Here is an 18,256-nt window from a genome sequence, read left to right on the forward strand (position 1 = left end):
TTGTGTGAAGTGATTCACATCCGCCGTGTCGATGGAGGCGCATTATAGGGAGTTCTCCGTAGGCCGCAATAGAAAAATTGCAAAAAAATGACTGACTGCTGCATTCCCCAGCAAAACCCCGCTTTATACCTTTTTACGCACAGAGTTATCCACAATCATTAGCATAATTTCTGCATTTCTCACACGGTAAGCACAGTCAAAATAGTGATCGCCATTGAAAGAGAAAAATTCGCGAGCGTTGCGCAAACGTTTTCGTTACAATGCGAGCGAAAAATAAGGATGCCCCGTTAGGGGCGTTAGCTGAGTTTTTCGCGAAAAATTCAGCTAACGCTCTCTGTAATAGTCAAATCCAGGGGATTTACCATGCAACAACGTCGTCCAGTCCGCCGCGCTCTGCTCAGTGTTTCTGACAAAGCCGGTATCGTCGAATTCGCCCAGGCACTTTCCGCACGCGGTGTGGAGCTGCTGTCTACAGGGGGCACTGCCCGTCTGTTAGCAGAAAAAGGTCTGCCGGTAACCGAAGTTTCCGATTACACCGGTTTCCCGGAGATGATGGATGGACGCGTGAAGACCCTGCATCCGAAAGTACATGGTGGCATTCTGGGCCGTCGCGGCCAGGACGATGCCATTATGGAAGAACATCAGATCCAGCCTATCGATATGGTGGTTGTTAACCTGTATCCGTTCGCCCAGACCGTGGCCCGTGAAGGTTGCTCGCTGGAAGATGCGGTTGAGAACATCGATATCGGCGGCCCAACCATGGTGCGCTCCGCCGCCAAGAACCATAAAGATGTTGCAATCGTGGTGAAGAGCAGCGACTACGACGCCATTATTAATGAGATGGATGCCAACGAAGGATCGCTTCTGCTTGCAACCCGTTTCGACCTCGCTATCAAAGCCTTCGAACACACCGCCGCCTACGACAGCATGATTGCCAACTATTTCGGCAGCATGGTTCCGGCTTACCACGGCGAAAGCAAAGAAGCCGCCGGTCGCTTCTCGCGCACGCTGAACCTGAACTTCATTAAGAAGCAGGATATGCGCTACGGCGAGAACAGCCACCAGCAGGCTGCCTTCTATATAGAAGAGAATGTGAAAGAAGCCTCCGTTGCCACCGCAACCCAGGTTCAGGGTAAAGCCCTCTCTTATAACAACATCGCCGATACCGATGCGGCGCTGGAGTGCGTGAAAGAGTTCGCCGAGCCGGCATGTGTGATTGTGAAGCACGCCAACCCTTGCGGCGTGGCTATCGGTAATTCCCTTCTTGATGCTTACGATCGCGCGTACAAAACCGACCCAACCTCCGCGTTCGGCGGCATTATCGCCTTTAACCGCGAGCTGGATGCGGAAACCGCGCAGGCCATCATTTCTCGTCAGTTTGTTGAAGTGATTATTGCGCCGTCCGCCAGCGAAGAAGCCCTGAAAATCACCGCCGCCAAACAGAACGTTCGCGTCCTGACCTGCGGTCAGTGGGGCGAGCGTGTTCCGGGTCTTGATTTCAAACGCGTGAACGGCGGTTTGCTGGTTCAGGATCGTGACCTGGGGATGGTCGGCGCGGAAGAACTGCGCGTTGTCACCAAACGCCAGCCGACCGAACAGGAACTGCGTGATGCGCTGTTCTGCTGGAAAGTGGCGAAGTTCGTGAAATCCAACGCCATCGTCTATGCCAAAAACAATATGACCATCGGTATTGGCGCGGGCCAGATGAGCCGCGTGTACTCCGCGAAAATCGCCGGTATTAAAGCTGCCGATGAAGGCCTGGAAGTGAAAGGTTCCTCGATGGCTTCTGACGCGTTCTTCCCGTTCCGCGACGGTATTGATGCCGCAGTCGCTGCGGGCGTGACCTGCGTAATCCAGCCTGGCGGTTCTATCCGCGATGACGAAGTGATTGCCGCCGCCGATGAACACGGTATTGCGATGCTCTTCACCGACATGCGCCACTTCCGCCATTAATGGAGCAATAGATGAAAGTATTAGTGATTGGTAACGGCGGGCGCGAGCACGCACTGGCCTGGAAAGCGGCCCAGTCGCCGCTGGTTGAAACTGTTTTTGTTGCTCCGGGTAACGCAGGCACTGCGCTGGAACCCATGCTGCAAAACGTCGCTATCGGCGTGACCGATATCCCGGCGCTGTTGGATTTCGCACAAAACGAAAAGATCGATCTGACCATCGTCGGCCCGGAAGCGCCGCTGGTGAAAGGCGTAGTCGATACCTTCCGCGCCGCCGGGCTGAAAATCTTCGGCCCAACCGCAGGTGCCGCGCAACTGGAAGGCTCGAAAGCGTTTACCAAAGATTTCCTGGCCCGCCATAAAATCCCTACGGCGGAATACCAGAACTTCACCGAGGTAGAACCAGCGCTGGCGTATCTGCGTGAGAAAGGCGCGCCAATCGTCATTAAAGCTGACGGTCTGGCTGCCGGGAAAGGCGTTATCGTGGCGATGACGCTGGAAGAAGCCGAAGCGGCTGTTCACGATATGCTGGCGGGCAACGCTTTTGGCGACGCGGGTCATCGCATTGTGATCGAAGAGTTCCTCGATGGCGAAGAAGCGAGCTTTATCGTGATGGTGGACGGCGAGCATGTGCTGCCGATGGCCACCAGCCAGGATCATAAACGCGTAGGCGATAAAGATACCGGGCCAAACACCGGCGGTATGGGCGCTTACTCCCCCGCGCCGGTAGTAACCGATGAAGTTCATCAGCGCACCATGGAGCGTATCATCTGGCCAACCGTGAAAGGTATGGCGGCGGAAGGCAATACCTACACCGGTTTTCTCTACGCGGGCCTGATGATCGACAAACAGGGTAATCCGAAGGTTATCGAATTTAACTGCCGCTTTGGCGATCCGGAAACCCAGCCGATTATGCTGCGCATGAAGTCCGATCTGGTTGAACTCTGCCTGGCGGCCTGTGAAGGCAAACTGGATGAGAAAACATCCGAGTGGGATGAACGTGCTGCTCTCGGCGTGGTGATGGCTGCGGGTGGATATCCGGGCGATTACCGCACCGGCGATGTGATCCACGGCCTGCCGCTGGAAGAAGTGGCAGGCGGCAAAGTGTTCCACGCGGGCACAAAACTGGCGGATGACGAGCAGGTAGTGACCAGCGGCGGGCGCGTACTGTGCGTCACCGCGCTGGGTCATACCGTAGCAGAAGCGCAGAAACGCGCCTATGCCTTAATGACCGATATCCACTGGGATGACTGCTTCTGCCGGAAAGATATCGGCTGGCGCGCTATCGAACGCGAGCAGAACTAACGCGACAGTTTTGCCAATAGCGTTTTACGCGTGATCCCTAACTGACGGGCGGCTTCGGTTTTGTTGCCGCCCGTTTTCTCCAGTGCCGCCAGAATCACCTCTTTTTCCACTTCCACCAGCGGCTGAATATCCTGACTTTGCGCCAGCGGGATCGGCGTACTCGCAATCGCCAGCGGCAGCTCGCGTTCGGAAATATATTCCCCGGTCAGCAACACCACTGCCCGTTCTACCGCGTTTTCCAGCTCACGAATATTTCCCGGCCAGTCGTAGTGAATCAGTAGATCCATCGCCTGGGGTGTAAAACCTTTTACCGCCTTGCGATTACGCTCGGCAAACCGCTGAAGAAAATGGTTAGCCAGCAGAGGAATATCTTCCCGCCGCTGACGCAGCGACGGTACTTCAATCGCCACCACGTTCAGACGATAGTAGAGATCCTGGCGAAAACGTCCGGCATTTACCTCTGCGGCAAGATCGCGATGGGTCGCGGCAATCAGCCGGACATCGACCGAAATAGTCTGGTTGCTGCCGACACGCTGAACTTCACGCTCCTGAATCGCACGCAGCAGACGAACCTGCATCATCGGCGAGATATCGCCAATTTCATCGAGAAACAGCGTGCCGCCGTCCGCCTCAACAAAGCGCCCTTCCCGCCGTTTATCGGCCCCGGTAAACGCCCCTTTTTCGTGACCGAACAATTCAGATTCCAGCAAGGATTCGTTGAGTGCCGCACAGTTGAGCGTTACCAGCGGTTTTTCGCTACGTGCGCTACTGGCGTGAATCGCCCTGGCGACCAGCTCTTTACCGGTACCGGAATCGCCGTGGATCAGCACCGTGGCTTCCGATGGCGCGACAAGGGCAATTTCACCGAGCAGGTGTTGCATCGCTGCGCTTTTACCAACCATCCCGAACTGGCTGGCGGACACCGCAGGTATTTCAGCATCGACACTGTGCGTATGCGCGAGCGCCTTTTCCAGCGTCGCCTGCAGGTTATCGAAATCCAGCGGTTTGATGAGATAATCCAGCGCCCCGGTTTTCAACGCCTCTACCGCCGTCTCGACGCTGGAGTAAGCGGTCATAATCAGTACCGGAATCGCCGGATTTAACGCTTTGATCTCTTTCAGCGTGGCGATGCCGTCCATCTCTGCCATTCGCACATCGCAAAGCACAAGATCAAAAACCTGTTCCCGCACCTGCTCCAGCGCCTGTCGCCCGCTGTTCGCCAGCGCGACGTTATAGCCCCAGCCGCGCAGCAATGCCTGCAAAATAGTGCAGTGGCTAATGTCATCATCCACCACCAGAATATCGATATTATCGTGCGTCATCCTTGTGGGTCCTTACGCGTAATATTGACCGGAAGCCAGAGGGTGAACGTTGCGCCTTTCCCCTCCTGGCTTGCGACCTGAATTGTACCACCGTGTTGTTCAACAATATTATGCACGACCGCCAGCCCCAGTCCGGTGCCTTCGGCCTTCGTGGTGAAATACGGGGTGAAGATGGCTTCAAGCTGATCCGCCGCAATTCCCTTACCGCTGTCAGTAACGCTAATTTTCACGCCTGCGCCGCTTTCGCTGGCCGTCACGCTAATCACGCCATGCTGACCAATCGCCTGAATAGCATTGAGATAGAGATTCAACAGGACCTGAGTCAGCCTGTCCGGATCGGCCTGAATTTCCGGCAACATGTCGTTGGCGGTAAAGCGTAACTGGATCTCCCGGCTGTTTGCATCCTGGCTTACCAGCTGTAATGAGTGGTTAATCAGAGTGTTGAGATCCACCGCCTGCAAAGCCAGATGCGTTGGTTTAACCAGTTCCAGCAGCTCGCTTACCACGCGGTTTAAACGGTCGGCTTCTTTCGCCATCACCTGCGCCAGTTGATGCGCTTCTCCCCCTGCTGGCGCGCGTTCGGCAAAGTATTTCGCCAGCCCTTTAATCGAGGAAAGTGGGTTTCGGATTTCGTGGGCAACGCCTGCCGCCAGATGCCCCAGTGCCACCAGCTTCTCTTTGCGCTTCATTTCATCTTGTAGAAGCTGGCGCGAGCGCAGATACCGGCGATACCAGAAGAATGACAACACGCTTGCCAGCAAGACCGTCGCCAGGGCGAAGAGGATAATCAGGGTATTGCGCTTTTCCCCACTCTGGGTTGCAACCAGATCGCTGGCGTTAACAGCGATGAAAATAGCCTGTTGTGCTTCTGCCTGTGGCACAGCTTTGCCGTTACAGCGCGGCATATTGTGCATACCATGCCGCCAGGGCAATGACATTGGCTGGAACAAACGATAGACCTCAAGCGCAGGCGTTTTTTCTGCATCCTCAAGCAGTCTCCAGCGGGAGTTTTCCTCTGGCTTTAACTGCTGCATTTCATCAGGAGAATAGAGTGCACGCCCAACCATTTCGGGGTTACTGTGAAGAATGATGATGCCCTGTGCATCGGTGACCGCAAACCACAACACCCCAGGCTGGCCAGCCATCTCTTCCAGAAGCGCCTGTTGCTGCACATGGTGCATTCGCATCCCCATCCCTACGCGGCTTCCTGACTCCAGAGCGCGAATGAGCACATTACCTTTTTCCAGTAATGCCTGACGGTCAGCCTCGCTTGCCCGCCCATAATCACGAATCACCGTTACCGCAAACAATCCCACCAGCCCAACAATGACCACGGGGAGGATCGCGCTTAACCATTTGGCTAAGGTGTCTTTAGAACGTCGCATAAAACGTATCTTCTTCTTTGCCTGTTCATCTCTTTTTGACAGCAGAAATCATGCCATCTTTTAGCTGCGCTTACCCTGCTCTGTAACACAAAGACTTAAGTTTCAATGAGTAAAAATGACTCGCTACCCACAGCAGGCGAGTCATTTTTACTCGCTTATCACGCCAGATTGCCCGTCATATCAGCGTTTCGTTGTTGGCACGAAAGATGCAATACCCAAAGTAAGACAACCACTGGAGGATTAACCATGAAACGGAACACGAAAATTGCCCTGGTGATGATGGCGCTTTCAGCAATGACGATGGGATCGACATCTGCATTTGCTCACGGCGGACACGGTATGTGGCAGCAAAATGCCGCGCCTTTGACCAGCGAACAACAGACAGCGTGGCAGAAAATCCATAATGACTTTTACGCTCAAAGCAGCGCACTGCAACAGCAACTGGTGACGAAGCGTTATGAATACAATGCCCTGTTAGCCGCTAATCCACCGGATAGCAGCAAAATTAACGCGGTCGCCAAAGAGATGGAGGCTTTGCGTCAGTCGTTAGATGAGTTACGGGTGAAACGGGATATTGCGATGGCTGAAGCGGGTATTCCGCGCGGTACCGGAATGGGCATGGGTTACGGCGGCTGCGGTGGTGGTGGCGGTCATATGGGAATGGGCCACTGGTAAATCAGAACGTTTTCTCGTTGGGTTGCCAGCGACAGAAATCAGAGTTTGCCACCAACAGTAATTGCGAACCTTCGGGCGCTTCCAGCCATGCCACGCTGACATCAACAGAAGAGCGGCTCTGGCGGCGCTCGATATGCGCTATCGCCTGCGAATCTAAATCAGGTTTAATGGTTTGCCCTTCGCAGGTGGTCACGGTCTGTTCCATCGCATGCCAGCGCCCCTGACGCAGCACGACTCTCCCCTGACGTAAGGCATCGCTAATCTGGCGGATTTGGTCAGCACGATAACGATATAAATCAATTTGGTCGTTAGAAAGCTGCTGCTTTTCCCCGTCGGATTCACGTTGCATAAAGCTCAGATCGCCGCGATCGTCAAAACGCGCGCGAATGTTCACCGGCGGTTCGCTGTAAACATTGATATTGATAAGCGTGAGGTTATCGCCCTGCCAGCGATACTCTCGCGTCGTGGTATCGCCATTGCGCCACGGGCTAAATACGGCAAGCAGATGGACATTATCGCCGCTGTCTTTTCGCCAGATGCGTACCGCGCCCTGATCTTCAGCAAATCCACTGGCGGTAAAGGGAGGAAGTGAGGAGTTATGGCTACAAGCAGTAAGAAACAGCGCGCCTGCCAGCATCAATGAGCGACGCCAGAAAGACAAAAGGGGTGAAACCACCCCTTCGTTAAAACTGTTCACTGCCACGCAATCTTACTTAACTGCGTCTTTCAGTGCCTTGCCAGAAACAAATGCCGGTACGTTCGCAGCGGCGATTTTGATTTCTTTACCGGTCTGCGGGTTGCGGCCAGTACGCTCAGCGCGGTGGTTCACTTTGAAGGTACCGAAACCAACCAGTTGTACAGCATCGCCTTCTTTCAGAGACTCAGTAATTGCAGCCAGAGTGGACTCCAGAGCAGCTTTAGCCTGGGTTTTGGACAGTTCTGCTTTCTCTGCAATTACATCAATCAGTTGAGTCTTGTTCATAAGTTATCCTTACAATGTGTTTATCGCTTGCTAAGCATCGAGTGCGACGGAAATGCCAGAATAGCACTCTCCTGCATACGCGCACCGATAGCCACTTTTTTTCGCCCCCCAAATGTAGACCAGACGGGGGGCGAAAGGGAAGACTCCAGGTACGACAAATCAGGCGTTAATTCACGTTTTCTGGTCTTATTGCTGAAAAATTATACCAATATTGCTCTCGCCCGTCTCACGCAGGTCTGCCCTAAGGCCTTTTATCAGCTCGATATCGCGTTCTTCGCACTCAGCTAAAAGTCGGAATATTTCCCACTGAATGTCCCATTCTTGCTCTACAGCTGGGTTTTCTTTGAGCTCTTCATCGCTCATTTCGCGACCAGCCTGAGTCATTTCCAGCATCGCAACGGTCGTGATGGAGGTCTTACTCACTTCCACCGCGTGTTCGAGCGTTTCACCACTCAAACGCGAATGGACCAGTTCACTTAACGCCACGCAGGCATCGATTGCCGGATAAACGCCGTACAGATCGAAATCGTCCGCTGAAGGAATCGCTTCTTCAAATTTCTCCAGTTGGCTGTCGAAATTCACTTTTGCGTCTTTGACGGTCAGCGTTTCCCAGATGAGATCGAGAATACGCCGATAAATTTGCCCATCGCCAAAACCGGTTTGCTGGCAGAACATAGCGTAATTGGGGTACATGCGTTCGCACAGACAAGCCATGAAAGTGACATGCTGCCAGCTTTCCAGGCGCTCCAGACGCAGATGAATTGGGTTTTGTAACATGTTGAGTTCTCAAATACGGAAATTATCCGCAGTTTACCTGAATTAGGGCTGATTTGCTTTATAGCGCACGAACGCCGGACGTTCCGAGGCCACCGCGTCCGCCCAGCGCGTTGGCTCCGGCAGACGATAGCCTTTCATGCAGCGTTGTACCCACGCCAGCGCGCTATCCACACTGACCCGATGGCCAGTAGAAATAAACAGAGGGTTACAGCGCGCTTTGCTGCGCCAGACCCAGGCCAGCTGCTCGCCTTTATCCATCAGCGGGGCCAGTGCACCCGGTTCGCTGGAGAGTGGTTCGAATTTACCGCAGAGCCGCTTTTTCGCCACGCCAATGGTCGGCACATCCACCAATAAGCCAAAATGGCTGGCGACGCCAAGACGGCGCGGATGCGAGATCCCGTGACCATCGACAAACACTAAATCCGGCTTTTGCGACAGCATCTCCCACGCTGCCAGCAGCGCAGGATATTCGCGAAAGGAAAGAAAACCTGGAATGTAAGGCATGGTAGTAGCGATGCGGGCCACTTTATACTCCACCAGCTCAAGCGAGGGGTATTTCAGCAGCACCATCGCCGCTCGCGTCACTTCTCCGCCCTGCTCAAACCCGACATCGGCTCCGGCGATCAGATCCGGTGGATCTTTATCGAGTCGATCCTCGCGGATCACAGAAGAAGCTAGTTCAAGTTGTTGAGCGCGTAATGACGCGAGATCCATAACCACTCCTTACTGATGATAAGGCGCAGACAGGCGATGCACTGCCTCCACAAATACGCCAGCATGTTCTGGCGGCACATCCTGATGGATACCGTGGCCGAGGTTAAAGACGTGGCCTTCACCGTGACCGAAACCGGCAAGGATTGTCGCCACTTCTTCTTCAATGCGGGCAGGCGGCGCATACAGCATCGACGGATCCATATTGCCCTGCAGCGCGACTTTATCACCCACGCGGCGGCGTGCATCGGCGATGTCCGTTGTCCAGTCGAGGCCCAGCGCATCGCAACCGGTTTCTGCCATGGCTTCCAGCCACTGTCCGCCGCCTTTGGTAAACAGCGTGACCGGTACGCGGCGACCGTCATTTTCACGCAGTAAACCATCAACAATTTTATGCATGTAATAGAGTGAGAACTGTTGATAATCGCGCCCGGTTAGCACGCCGCCCCAGGTGTCGAAAATCATCACTGCCTGAGCACCGGCTTTAATCTGCGCATTCAGGTACAGAGTGACGCTTTTCGCCAGTTTATCGAGTAGCGCGTGCAGCGCCTGCGGATCGGCATACATCATTTTTTTAATCACGGTGAACGCTTTGCTGCTGCCGCCTTCGACCATGTAGGTCGCCAGCGTCCACGGGCTGCCGGAAAAACCAATCAGCGGCACTTCGCCTTTCAGTTCGCGACGAATGGTACGCACCGCGTTCATCACGTAACCCAGCTCATCTTCCGGGTCCGGAATTGGCAGTTTATCGACGTCGGCTTTGCAGGTGACTGGTGTGGTAAAACGCGGACCTTCTCCGGCTTCAAAATAGAGCCCTAACCCCATCGCGTCCGGCACGGTGAGGATATCGGAAAAGAGGATCGCCGCATCCAGCGGGTAGCGACGCAGCGGTTGCAAAGTCACTTCGCACGCCAGCTCGGCGTTTTTGCACAGCGACATAAAATCGCCCGCCTGGGCGCGCGTGGCTTTATATTCCGGTAGATAGCGGCCCGCCTGGCGCATCATCCATACTGGAGTGACATCAACGGGCTGGCGCAGCAGCGCCCGCAGATAACGATCGTTTTTAAGTTCGGTCATTTTGGCTGTTCCTTAGTGCGTCAGGCGGTCAGTGTATCATCACTCATACTCTGCCCGACACATCGCCACCGTATCTTCTATCAGACGGCGCGCTACGGTGCCGGGCGGTGGAAGTAACGGCAAATCGTCATAGCGATACCAATTCGCCTCGAGCAATTCTTTCGGGTCGATCACGATGTCGCCGCTGTCATATTCCGCCATAAACGCGGTCATTAAAGACTGAGGAAACGGCCACGGCTGGGAAGTCACGTACCGCAAGTTTTTGACTTTGATGCCGCCCTCTTCCATCACTTCCCGCGCGACTGCCTGTTCGAGGGTTTCGCCCACTTCGACGAATCCGGCGAGTACCGTATGGACACCGTTACGATGCCGGGTATGCTGAGCAAGTAGGATTGAATCATCGCGACGGATGGCAACGATAATGCAGGGAGCGATTTGTGGGTAGTAACGCTCACGGCAGTGGCTGCATAGCATCGCCCATTCGGTTTTGCTCGGATACATGTCATGCCCGCAGTAACCGCAGTATTTATGCGAGCGATAAAACTCCGCCAGTTGCACACCACGTCCGGCTAATTGAAACAGCCCGACATCCAGATCAATGACCTGGCGCACCGAGCCCATATCGTGACGGCGCTGCTGTTGCACTAGCCAAACAGGTTCTCCCTGCCATTCGCCGATTTGTAGTGCGCGCTGACCCACAAGATCGAAATTTGCCGCTTCGCCGTATGGTAATTCTCCCTTCGGCAACCATAATTTTTGTTCATGACTGACTACCCACCAGCCGTGATCTAATTTTTCAATTATACGATCCATAGCTCTTGCACTACCTTTGCATCACTGGCATGTTTAACATGGTTTTTACATTTCTCACTGAGCAGTTTTTGAAGACAAACTTGCGGAGTCAATCATGCTTAACCAGCTCGATAACCTGACGGAGCACGTCAGAGGAAGTAACAAACTGGTTGATCGCTGGCTACATGTACGTAAGCATCTGCTCGTGGCTTACTACAATCTGGTTGGCATTAAGCCTGGCAAAGAATCGTACATGAGGCTGAATGAAAAAGCCCTTGATGATTTTTGCCAGAGTCTGGTCGACTATCTGTCTGCCGGACATTTCAGTATTTATGAACGCATTCTTCATAAACTGGAAGGCAACGGGCAACTCGCTCATGCCGCGAAGATTTGGCCGCAGCTGGAAGCCAACACGCAACAGATTATGGATTACTATGATTCCAGCCTGGAAACCGCCATCGATCATGATAATTACCTTGAGTTTCAACAGGTTTTATCTGACATCGGCGAGGCGCTGGAAGCACGCTTCGTACTGGAAGATAAGCTGATTCTGCTGGTACTTGACGCCGCTCGCGTCAAACATCTTGCTTGAGTTCTGCGCTGTTAACGCGTAATTTACATTCAACGCCCCGTTTGCGGGGCTAATTTCTTGTCGGAGTGCCTTAACTGGCTGAGACCGTTCATTCGGGATCCGCGGAACCTGATCAGGCTAATACCTGCGAAGGGAACAAGAGTTAATCTGCTATCGCATCGCCTTTGCGGCGATCGTCTCTTGCTTCATCCGTCGTCTGACAAGCCACGTCCTTAATTTTTGGAATGAGCTATGTCTGCAACAAAACTGACCCGCCGCGAACAACGCGCCCAGGCCCAACATTTTATCGACACCCTGGAAGGCACCGCCTTTCCCAACTCAAAACGCATTTACATCACTGGCACACACCCCGGCGTTCGCGTGCCGATGCGTGAGATCCAGCTTAGCCCGACGCTAATTGGCGGCAGCAAAGAACAGCCACAGTACGAAGAAAACGAAGCGATTCCGGTCTACGACACCTCCGGTCCGTATGGCGACCCGCAAATCGCGATTAACGTGCAGCAAGGACTGGCAAAGCTGCGCCAGCCGTGGATCGATGCGCGTGGCGATACTGAAGAACTTACCGTGCGCAGTTCCGATTACACTAAAGCGCGGCTGGCTGATGATGGTCTCGACGAGCTGCGTTTTAGCGGCGTATTAACGCCAAAACGCGCCAAAGCAGGACGCCGCGTCACACAACTGCACTACGCCCGCCAGGGCATCATCACACCGGAGATGGAGTTCATCGCCATTCGCGAGAATATGGGCCGCGAGCGCATCCGTAGCGAAGTTTTGCGCCACCAGCATCCGGGAATGAGCTTTGGCGCACGTCTGCCGGAAAATATCACTGCGGAATTTGTCCGTGATGAAGTTGCTGCCGGACGTGCGATTATCCCGGCCAACATTAATCATCCGGAATCGGAGCCGATGATTATTGGTCGCAACTTCCTGGTAAAAGTTAACGCCAATATCGGCAACTCAGCGGTCACCTCTTCCATCGAAGAAGAAGTGGAAAAGCTGGTATGGTCCACGCGCTGGGGAGCGGATACGGTGATGGATCTCTCCACCGGTCGCTATATTCACGAAACCCGCGAGTGGATTTTACGTAACAGCCCGGTGCCGATCGGTACAGTGCCGATCTACCAGGCGCTGGAGAAGGTTAACGGGATCGCTGAAGATCTTACCTGGGAAGCCTTCCGCGACACGCTGCTGGAACAGGCTGAGCAAGGTGTGGATTACTTCACTATCCATGCGGGCGTGCTGCTGCGCTACGTGCCGATGACCGCGAAACGCCTGACCGGTATCGTCTCTCGCGGCGGTTCGATTATGGCGAAATGGTGCCTCTCCCATCATCAGGAAAATTTCCTCTATCAACACTTCCGCGAAATTTGTGAAATCTGTGCCGCTTATGACGTTTCGCTGTCGCTGGGCGACGGTCTGCGCCCCGGTTCTGTTCAGGATGCCAACGATGAAGCGCAGTTTGCCGAGCTGCATACGCTGGGCGAACTGACCAAAATCGCCTGGGAATATGACGTGCAGGTGATGATTGAAGGCCCCGGGCATGTGCCGATGCAGATGATTCGCCGCAATATGACCGAGGAGTTAGAGCACTGCCACGAAGCGCCGTTTTACACTCTGGGGCCGCTAACTACCGATATTGCGCCGGGCTATGACCACTTCACGTCAGGGATTGGTGCGGCGATGATTGGCTGGTTTGGCTGCGCGATGCTCTGTTACGTAACGCCAAAAGAGCATCTGGGTCTGCCTAATAAAGAAGACGTTAAGCAGGGGCTTATCACCTATAAGATTGCCGCCCACGCCGCCGACCTGGCGAAAGGGCATCCGGGCGCGCAAATTCGCGATAACGCCATGTCGAAAGCCCGCTTCGAATTTCGCTGGGAAGACCAGTTTAATCTGGCCCTCGACCCATTTACCGCCCGCGCTTATCACGATGAAACCCTGCCGCAAGAGTCCGGCAAAGTCGCCCATTTTTGCTCCATGTGTGGACCGAAATTCTGCTCAATGAAAATCAGCCAGGAAGTGCGCGATTACGCCGCCGCGCAAACTATTGAAGTGGGAATGGCGGATATGTCGGAGAACTTCCGCGCCAGAGGCGGAGAAATCTACCTGCGTAAGGAGGAAGCGTGATGTATCAGCCTGATTTTCCTCCTGTACCTTTTCGTTTAGGACTGTACCCGGTGGTGGACAGCGTACAGTGGATCGAACGTCTGTTGGATGCAGGCGTACGTACTCTCCAGCTACGCATCAAAGATCGGCGCGATGAAGAGGTGGAAGCCGATGTCGAGGCGGCAATTGTGCTGGGCCGCCGCTATAACGCGCGATTGTTTATCAACGATTACTGGCGGCTGGCGATCAAACATCAGGCATATGGCGTCCATTTGGGGCAGGAAGATTTGCAAGCCACCGATCTCAGCGCCATCCGCGCGGCAGGCCTGCGGCTGGGCGTTTCGACCCATGATGATATGGAGATCGACGTCGCGCTGGCAGCACATCCTTCTTATATCGCGCTGGGACATGTGTTCCCGACGCAAACCAAACAGATGCCTTCTGCACCGCAGGGGCTGGAACAACTGGTACGGCACATTGAGCGTCTGGCGGATTATCCCACCGTGGCGATTGGCGGTATCAGTCTGGCGCGCGCGCCTGCGGTGATAGCAACGGGTGTCGGCAGTATCGCCGTCGTCAGCGCCATTACTCAAGCCGCAGACTGGCGTTTGGCAACGGCACAGTTGCTGGAAATTGCAGGAGTTGGCGATGAATGACCGTGATTTTATGCGTTATAGCCGCCAAATCCTGCTCGACGATATCGCTCTTGAAGGGCAGCAAAAACTGCTCGACAGCCAGGTGCTGATTATTGGTCTGGGCGGGCTGGGTACACCTGCTGCGCTGTACCTGGCGGGAGCTGGCGTCGGGACGCTGATACTGGCAGATGACGACCATGTGCATTTAAGCAACCTGCAACGACAAATCCTCTTTACCACTGAAGATATCGATCGCCCGAAATCACATGTCAGCCAACAGCGACTGACGCAGTTGAATCCCGATATTCAACTGACAGCACTACAACAACGGTTAACGGGTGAGGCGTTAAAAGATGCGGTAGCACGGGCCGATGTGGTGCTCGACTGTACCGACAATATGGCGACTCGCCAGGAGATTAATACCGCCTGCGTGGCACTCAACACGCCGCTTATCACCGCCAGCGCGGTCGGATTTGGCGGTCAGTTGATGGTACTGACGCCGCCCTGGGAGCAGGGGTGTTACCGCTGTCTGTGGCCAGATAACCAGGAGCCAGAACGCAACTGCCGCACGGCGGGCGTGGTTGGCCCGGTGGTCGGGGTTATGGGCACGTTGCAGTCACTGGAAGCAATTAAGTTATTAAGCGGTATAGAGACGCCTGCGGGAGAACTCCGACTGTTCGACGGTAAGTCGAGCCAGTGGCGCAGCCTGGCGTTGCGCCGCGCCAGTGGTTGCCCGGTATGCGGAGGAAGCAATGCAGATCCTGTTTAACGATCAACCGATGCAGTGCGCCGCCGGACAAACTGTTCACGAACTACTGGAGCAACTCGACCAACGACAATCGGGCGCGGCTCTGGCGATTAATCAGCAAATCGTCCCGCGGGAACAATGGGCGCAACATATCGTGCAGGATGGCGACCAGATCCTGCTTTTTCAGGTTATTGCAGGGGGGTGAGATGTTACGTATTGCGGACAAAACGTTTGATTCACATCTGTTTACCGGTACCGGGAAATTCGCCTCCTCACAACTGATGGTGGAGTCTATTCGTGCTTCCGGCAGCCAGCTGGTGACGCTGGCGATGAAACGCGTCGACTTACGCCAACACAACGACGCTATCCTCGAACCGCTTATCGCGGCGGGTGTGACCCTGCTGCCGAATACATCCGGGGCGAAAACCGCGGAAGAAGCCATTTTCGCCGCCCATCTGGCGCGTGAGGCGTTAGGCACAAACTGGCTAAAATTAGAGATTCACCCTGACGCCCGCTGGCTGTTGCCCGATCCCATCGAAACATTAAAAGCTGCCGAAACGCTGGTACAACAGGGATTTGTCGTGCTGCCTTACTGCGGGGCCGATCCGGTATTGTGTAAACGTCTGGAAGAAGTCGGCTGTGCAGCGGTGATGCCGCTCGGCGCACCGATTGGCTCGAATCAGGGACTGGAGACCCGCGCCATGCTGGAGATTATTATCCAGCAGGCCACCGTTCCGGTGGTTGTCGATGCTGGCATCGGCGTTCCCAGCCATGCCGCGCAGGCGCTGGAAATGGGGGCTGATGCGGTGTTAGTGAATACGGCGATTGCCGTCGCGGACGATCCCATCAACATGGCGAAGGCATTTCGTCTGGCAGTAGAAGCAGGCCTGCTGGCACGTCAGTCCGGACCGGGCAGCCGCAGTCATTTTGCCCATGCCACCAGCCCGCTGACCGGATTTCTGGAGGCATCGGCATGAAAACCTTCAGCGATCGCTGGCGACAACTGGACTGGGATGACATCCGCCTGCGTATCAACGGCAAAACGGCTGCTGACGTAGAGCGGGCACTAAATGCCTCGCAACTCACCCGCGACGATATGATGGCGCTGTTATCGCCAGCCGCCAGTGGCTATCTGGAACCACTGGCCCAACGGGCGCAGCGCCTGACCCGTCAGCGATTTGGCAACACAGTTAGTTTCTACGTCCCGCTTTATCTTTCCAATCTTTGCGCTAACGACTGCACGTACTGCGGATTTTCCATGAGCAATCGCATCAAGCGCAAAACGCTGGATGAAGCGGATATTGCCAGGGAAAGCGCCGCTATACGGGAGATGGGCTTTGAACATCTGCTATTAGTCACTGGTGAACATCAGGCGAAAGTGGGGATGGATTACTTTCGTCGTCATCTCCCTGCCCTACGTGAACAGTTCTCTTCACTACAGATGGAAGTACAGCCGCTGGCGGAGGCGGAATACGCCGAGCTAAAACAGCTTGGTCTGGATGGCGTGATGGTTTATCAGGAGACATATCACGAGGCGACTTATGCCCGCCATCATTTGAAAGGCAAAAAACAGGACTTCTTCTGGCGGCTGGAAACGCCGGATCGGCTGGGTCGGGCGGGGATTGATAAGATTGGCCTCGGCGCGCTAATTGGCCTTTCCGACAGCTGGCGCGTTGACTGCTACATGGTTGCCGAACATTTGCTATGGCTGCAACAGCATTACTGGCAAAGCCGCTACTCTGTCTCCTTCCCGCGCCTGCGCCCATGTACTGGCGGCATTGAGCCTGCGTCGATTATGGGTGAACGCCAGTTAGTACAAACCATCTGCGCCTTCCGGCTGCTTGCACCGGAAGTTGAACTGTCACTCTCCACGCGGGAATCACCGTGGTTTCGTAATCGCGTTATTCCGCTGGCAATCAATAACGTCAGCGCCTTCTCGAAAACGCAGCCAGGTGGCTATGCCGACAATCACCCCGAGCTGGAACAGTTCTCACCACACGACGATCGCAGACCGGAAGCGGTTGCTGCCGCGTTAACTGCTCAGGGTTTGCAGCCAGTATGGAAGGACTGGGACAGTTATCTGGGACGCGCCTCGCAAAGGCTATGAGACGGAATGTAAGAACGTAAATTTATTCCGAGCCGCTACGGAAGATGAAAAACGCAAGGTTGTTGAAAGCGTTGTGTTTTTTTATGGTAGTGCCGTCAGCAGGAATGTTGTCCAGGGCGAAAAGCTTCTTCCTCGTTTCGCCCTGCCTTTCTTAAAAATTCCGTAATGCAAAGTCTGAAGCCATCGCCTGTTGAGCAATGAAAGAGATCTGATTGTAAGAGAGTAAATACTCAACTATGATAGAGACGAAAATAAGAACACATGTTCTCATCTTCCAGGATGCAGCAGACTGAAGAAATTCAGACATCCCGCAACCTGCGATTCTCGCAAGGTCAAGGCAAAGTCCGGTAATGGCGTTCTGAATACCAGAGAATTATCTCTGGCGAAACCCACCTTAAGGTGGGTTTTGTTATTTTGAGGGCTGAGGAAGCTGCTTATTTCTCAATAAATTGTAGGCAATGGTGAAAAATTTCACTGATTTACCTTTCTGTTTTTCAGAAATGGGGTAAGCGCTAGTTACATGCAAACGGAGTTTTTTCTTTTCCCTGAAAGCCCTGAACGCAACAAAGTAAAATGCCTTGTTTCCTCCGTTTAAATCCACTTCAATCACGGCATAGCTACCATACCCGGCATGAATAACGTTGCTTTCTGGCAGCGCCAAAATGGTTCTTTTTAAGTGTTTTCGCGCTAAGTTATAACGGTGCTGGCAGAAGGGACGAGATTCTTTAGGCGCGTAGTACATTAACGATTGTTTTTCTTCGTTCGTCTGATGTTCATAATCTTTTGTGAAGCAGTGAAGAGAGTAGGTAACCCAAAAGCGATACTCTAAAGGCTGTTTGCCCTCATGATGCTGAACGTAGACAGCCAGATGAGCATCAAGAAACGATAAATCACGAATATCACCATCCGGATGTCTAAAAGGTCGCCACTTCTCCACTTCCTGTTTCATTCTCGTTCCTTAAGAAAGTTACACAGGAATAGTATCGAATCCTTGCCGAGTTTGACTCAATTAGTTCAGTCAGTTTCAGGATATTAGACATCTCTACATTGATTATGGGTATCCAGAAATTCATTAAATATTCTGACAAATGCT

The 18,256-nt window shown here is 53.9% G+C and carries 19 protein-coding genes and 1 riboswitch; of the genes, 10 read left to right on the forward strand and 9 right to left on the reverse strand.

What is annotated here, in order from left to right; genetic code table 11:
* Positions 1-363: 363 nt before the first annotated feature.
* Both purH and purD read left to right on the forward strand, forming a co-directional pair.
* Positions 364-1,953, forward strand: a complete 1,590-nt coding sequence (gene purH, locus FEK46_RS06605; protein ID WP_135560249.1) for a bifunctional phosphoribosylaminoimidazolecarboxamide formyltransferase/IMP cyclohydrolase — start codon at positions 364-366, stop codon at positions 1,951-1,953.
* 11 nt (positions 1,954-1,964) lie between these two features.
* Positions 1,965-3,254, forward strand: coding sequence for a phosphoribosylamine--glycine ligase (gene purD / locus FEK46_RS06610; protein ID WP_135560250.1), 1,290 nt, complete (start codon positions 1,965-1,967; stop codon positions 3,252-3,254).
* Here purD and zraR read toward each other — a convergent pair.
* Positions 3,251-4,576 (reverse strand): sigma-54-dependent response regulator transcription factor ZraR, encoded by a 1,326-nt coding sequence (zraR, locus tag FEK46_RS06615; protein WP_130210167.1) that lies wholly within the window; start codon positions 4,574-4,576, stop codon positions 3,251-3,253. The genes purD and zraR overlap by 4 nt on opposite strands.
* Positions 4,573-5,970, reverse strand: coding sequence for a two-component system sensor histidine kinase ZraS (gene zraS / locus FEK46_RS06620; RefSeq protein ID WP_135560251.1), 1,398 nt, complete (start codon positions 5,968-5,970; stop codon positions 4,573-4,575). Before zraS ends, zraR begins: the two co-directional genes overlap by 4 nt.
* Before the next feature lie 237 nt (positions 5,971-6,207).
* Here zraS and zraP point away from each other — a divergent pair, with 237 nt between their 5' ends.
* Entirely contained in the window at positions 6,208-6,636 is a 429-nt protein-coding gene (zraP, locus tag FEK46_RS06625; RefSeq protein ID WP_130261376.1) for a zinc resistance sensor/chaperone ZraP, read from the forward strand.
* A 1-nt stretch (position 6,637) separates the two neighbouring features.
* Here the strand turns inward: zraP and FEK46_RS06630 are convergent, their stop codons facing one another.
* The 6 genes from FEK46_RS06630 to nudC all read right to left on the reverse strand — a co-directional run bounded on the left by FEK46_RS06630 (position 6,638) and on the right by nudC (position 10,996).
* A complete protein-coding gene (locus FEK46_RS06630) occupies positions 6,638-7,333 on the reverse strand; it encodes a DUF1481 domain-containing protein (protein WP_130210175.1) in 696 nt (231 codons plus the stop codon).
* 12 nt (positions 7,334-7,345) lie between these two features.
* The gene (hupA, locus tag FEK46_RS06635; protein WP_001044513.1) at positions 7,346-7,618 is read right to left on the reverse strand and encodes a nucleoid-associated protein HU-alpha; all 273 of its coding nucleotides are present in this window, start codon (positions 7,616-7,618) and stop codon (positions 7,346-7,348) included.
* Between the two features lie 186 nt (positions 7,619-7,804).
* Positions 7,805-8,395 carry a YjaG family protein gene (locus FEK46_RS06640; protein ID WP_130210161.1) on the reverse strand — a complete coding sequence of 197 codons (591 nt, stop codon included), beginning with the start codon at positions 8,393-8,395 and terminating at the stop codon, positions 7,805-7,807.
* Between the two features lie 42 nt (positions 8,396-8,437).
* The gene (nfi, locus tag FEK46_RS06645) at positions 8,438-9,109 is read right to left on the reverse strand and encodes a deoxyribonuclease V (RefSeq protein WP_135560252.1); all 672 of its coding nucleotides are present in this window, start codon (positions 9,107-9,109) and stop codon (positions 8,438-8,440) included.
* Between the two features lie 9 nt (positions 9,110-9,118).
* Positions 9,119-10,183, reverse strand: a complete 1,065-nt coding sequence (gene hemE, locus FEK46_RS06650) for a uroporphyrinogen decarboxylase (protein ID WP_130261378.1) — start codon at positions 10,181-10,183, stop codon at positions 9,119-9,121.
* A 39-nt stretch (positions 10,184-10,222) separates the two neighbouring features.
* Entirely contained in the window at positions 10,223-10,996 is a 774-nt protein-coding gene (gene nudC, locus FEK46_RS06655) for an NAD(+) diphosphatase (RefSeq protein ID WP_135560253.1), read from the reverse strand.
* A 94-nt stretch (positions 10,997-11,090) separates the two neighbouring features.
* Here nudC and FEK46_RS06660 point away from each other — a divergent pair, with 94 nt between their 5' ends.
* The 7 genes from FEK46_RS06660 (at position 11,091) to thiH (ending at position 17,163) form a co-directional block, all read left to right on the forward strand.
* On the forward strand, positions 11,091-11,567 hold the full coding sequence (locus tag FEK46_RS06660; RefSeq protein ID WP_000934290.1) for an Rsd/AlgQ family anti-sigma factor: 477 nt from the start codon (positions 11,091-11,093) through the stop codon (positions 11,565-11,567).
* 51 nt (positions 11,568-11,618) lie between these two features.
* Positions 11,619-11,719: riboswitch (TPP riboswitch) on the forward strand.
* Between the two features lie 79 nt (positions 11,720-11,798).
* Positions 11,799-13,694: a phosphomethylpyrimidine synthase ThiC gene (gene thiC / locus FEK46_RS06665; protein WP_135560254.1), complete on the forward strand. Its 1,896-nt coding sequence runs from the start codon at positions 11,799-11,801 to the stop codon at positions 13,692-13,694.
* The gene (thiE, locus tag FEK46_RS06670) at positions 13,694-14,329 is read left to right on the forward strand and encodes a thiamine phosphate synthase (protein WP_135560280.1); all 636 of its coding nucleotides are present in this window, start codon (positions 13,694-13,696) and stop codon (positions 14,327-14,329) included. Before thiC ends, thiE begins: the two co-directional genes overlap by 1 nt.
* Positions 14,322-15,077, forward strand: a complete 756-nt coding sequence (gene thiF / locus FEK46_RS06675) for a thiazole biosynthesis adenylyltransferase ThiF (protein WP_135560255.1) — start codon at positions 14,322-14,324, stop codon at positions 15,075-15,077. Before thiE ends, thiF begins: the two co-directional genes overlap by 8 nt.
* Positions 15,061-15,261 (forward strand): sulfur carrier protein ThiS, encoded by a 201-nt coding sequence (thiS, locus tag FEK46_RS06680; RefSeq protein WP_001562417.1) that lies wholly within the window; start codon positions 15,061-15,063, stop codon positions 15,259-15,261. The genes thiF and thiS overlap by 17 nt, the downstream gene beginning before the upstream one ends.
* 1 nt (position 15,262) lies before the next feature.
* Positions 15,263-16,033, forward strand: a complete 771-nt coding sequence (gene thiG, locus FEK46_RS06685) for a thiazole synthase (protein ID WP_130210149.1) — start codon at positions 15,263-15,265, stop codon at positions 16,031-16,033.
* Positions 16,030-17,163 (forward strand): 2-iminoacetate synthase ThiH, encoded by a 1,134-nt coding sequence (gene thiH / locus FEK46_RS06690; protein ID WP_135560256.1) that lies wholly within the window; start codon positions 16,030-16,032, stop codon positions 17,161-17,163. Before thiG ends, thiH begins: the two co-directional genes overlap by 4 nt.
* A 409-nt stretch (positions 17,164-17,572) precedes the next feature.
* Here the strand turns inward: thiH and FEK46_RS06695 are convergent, their stop codons facing one another.
* Positions 17,573-18,112: a stationary phase growth adaptation protein gene (locus FEK46_RS06695; protein WP_135408592.1), complete on the reverse strand. Its 540-nt coding sequence runs from the start codon at positions 18,110-18,112 to the stop codon at positions 17,573-17,575.
* Between the last annotated feature and the right edge of the window lie 144 nt (positions 18,113-18,256).

It is taken from the genome of Escherichia sp. E4736 (assembly GCF_005781225.1).
In the GTDB taxonomy this organism is placed as follows: Bacteria; Pseudomonadota; Gammaproteobacteria; order Enterobacterales; family Enterobacteriaceae; genus Escherichia.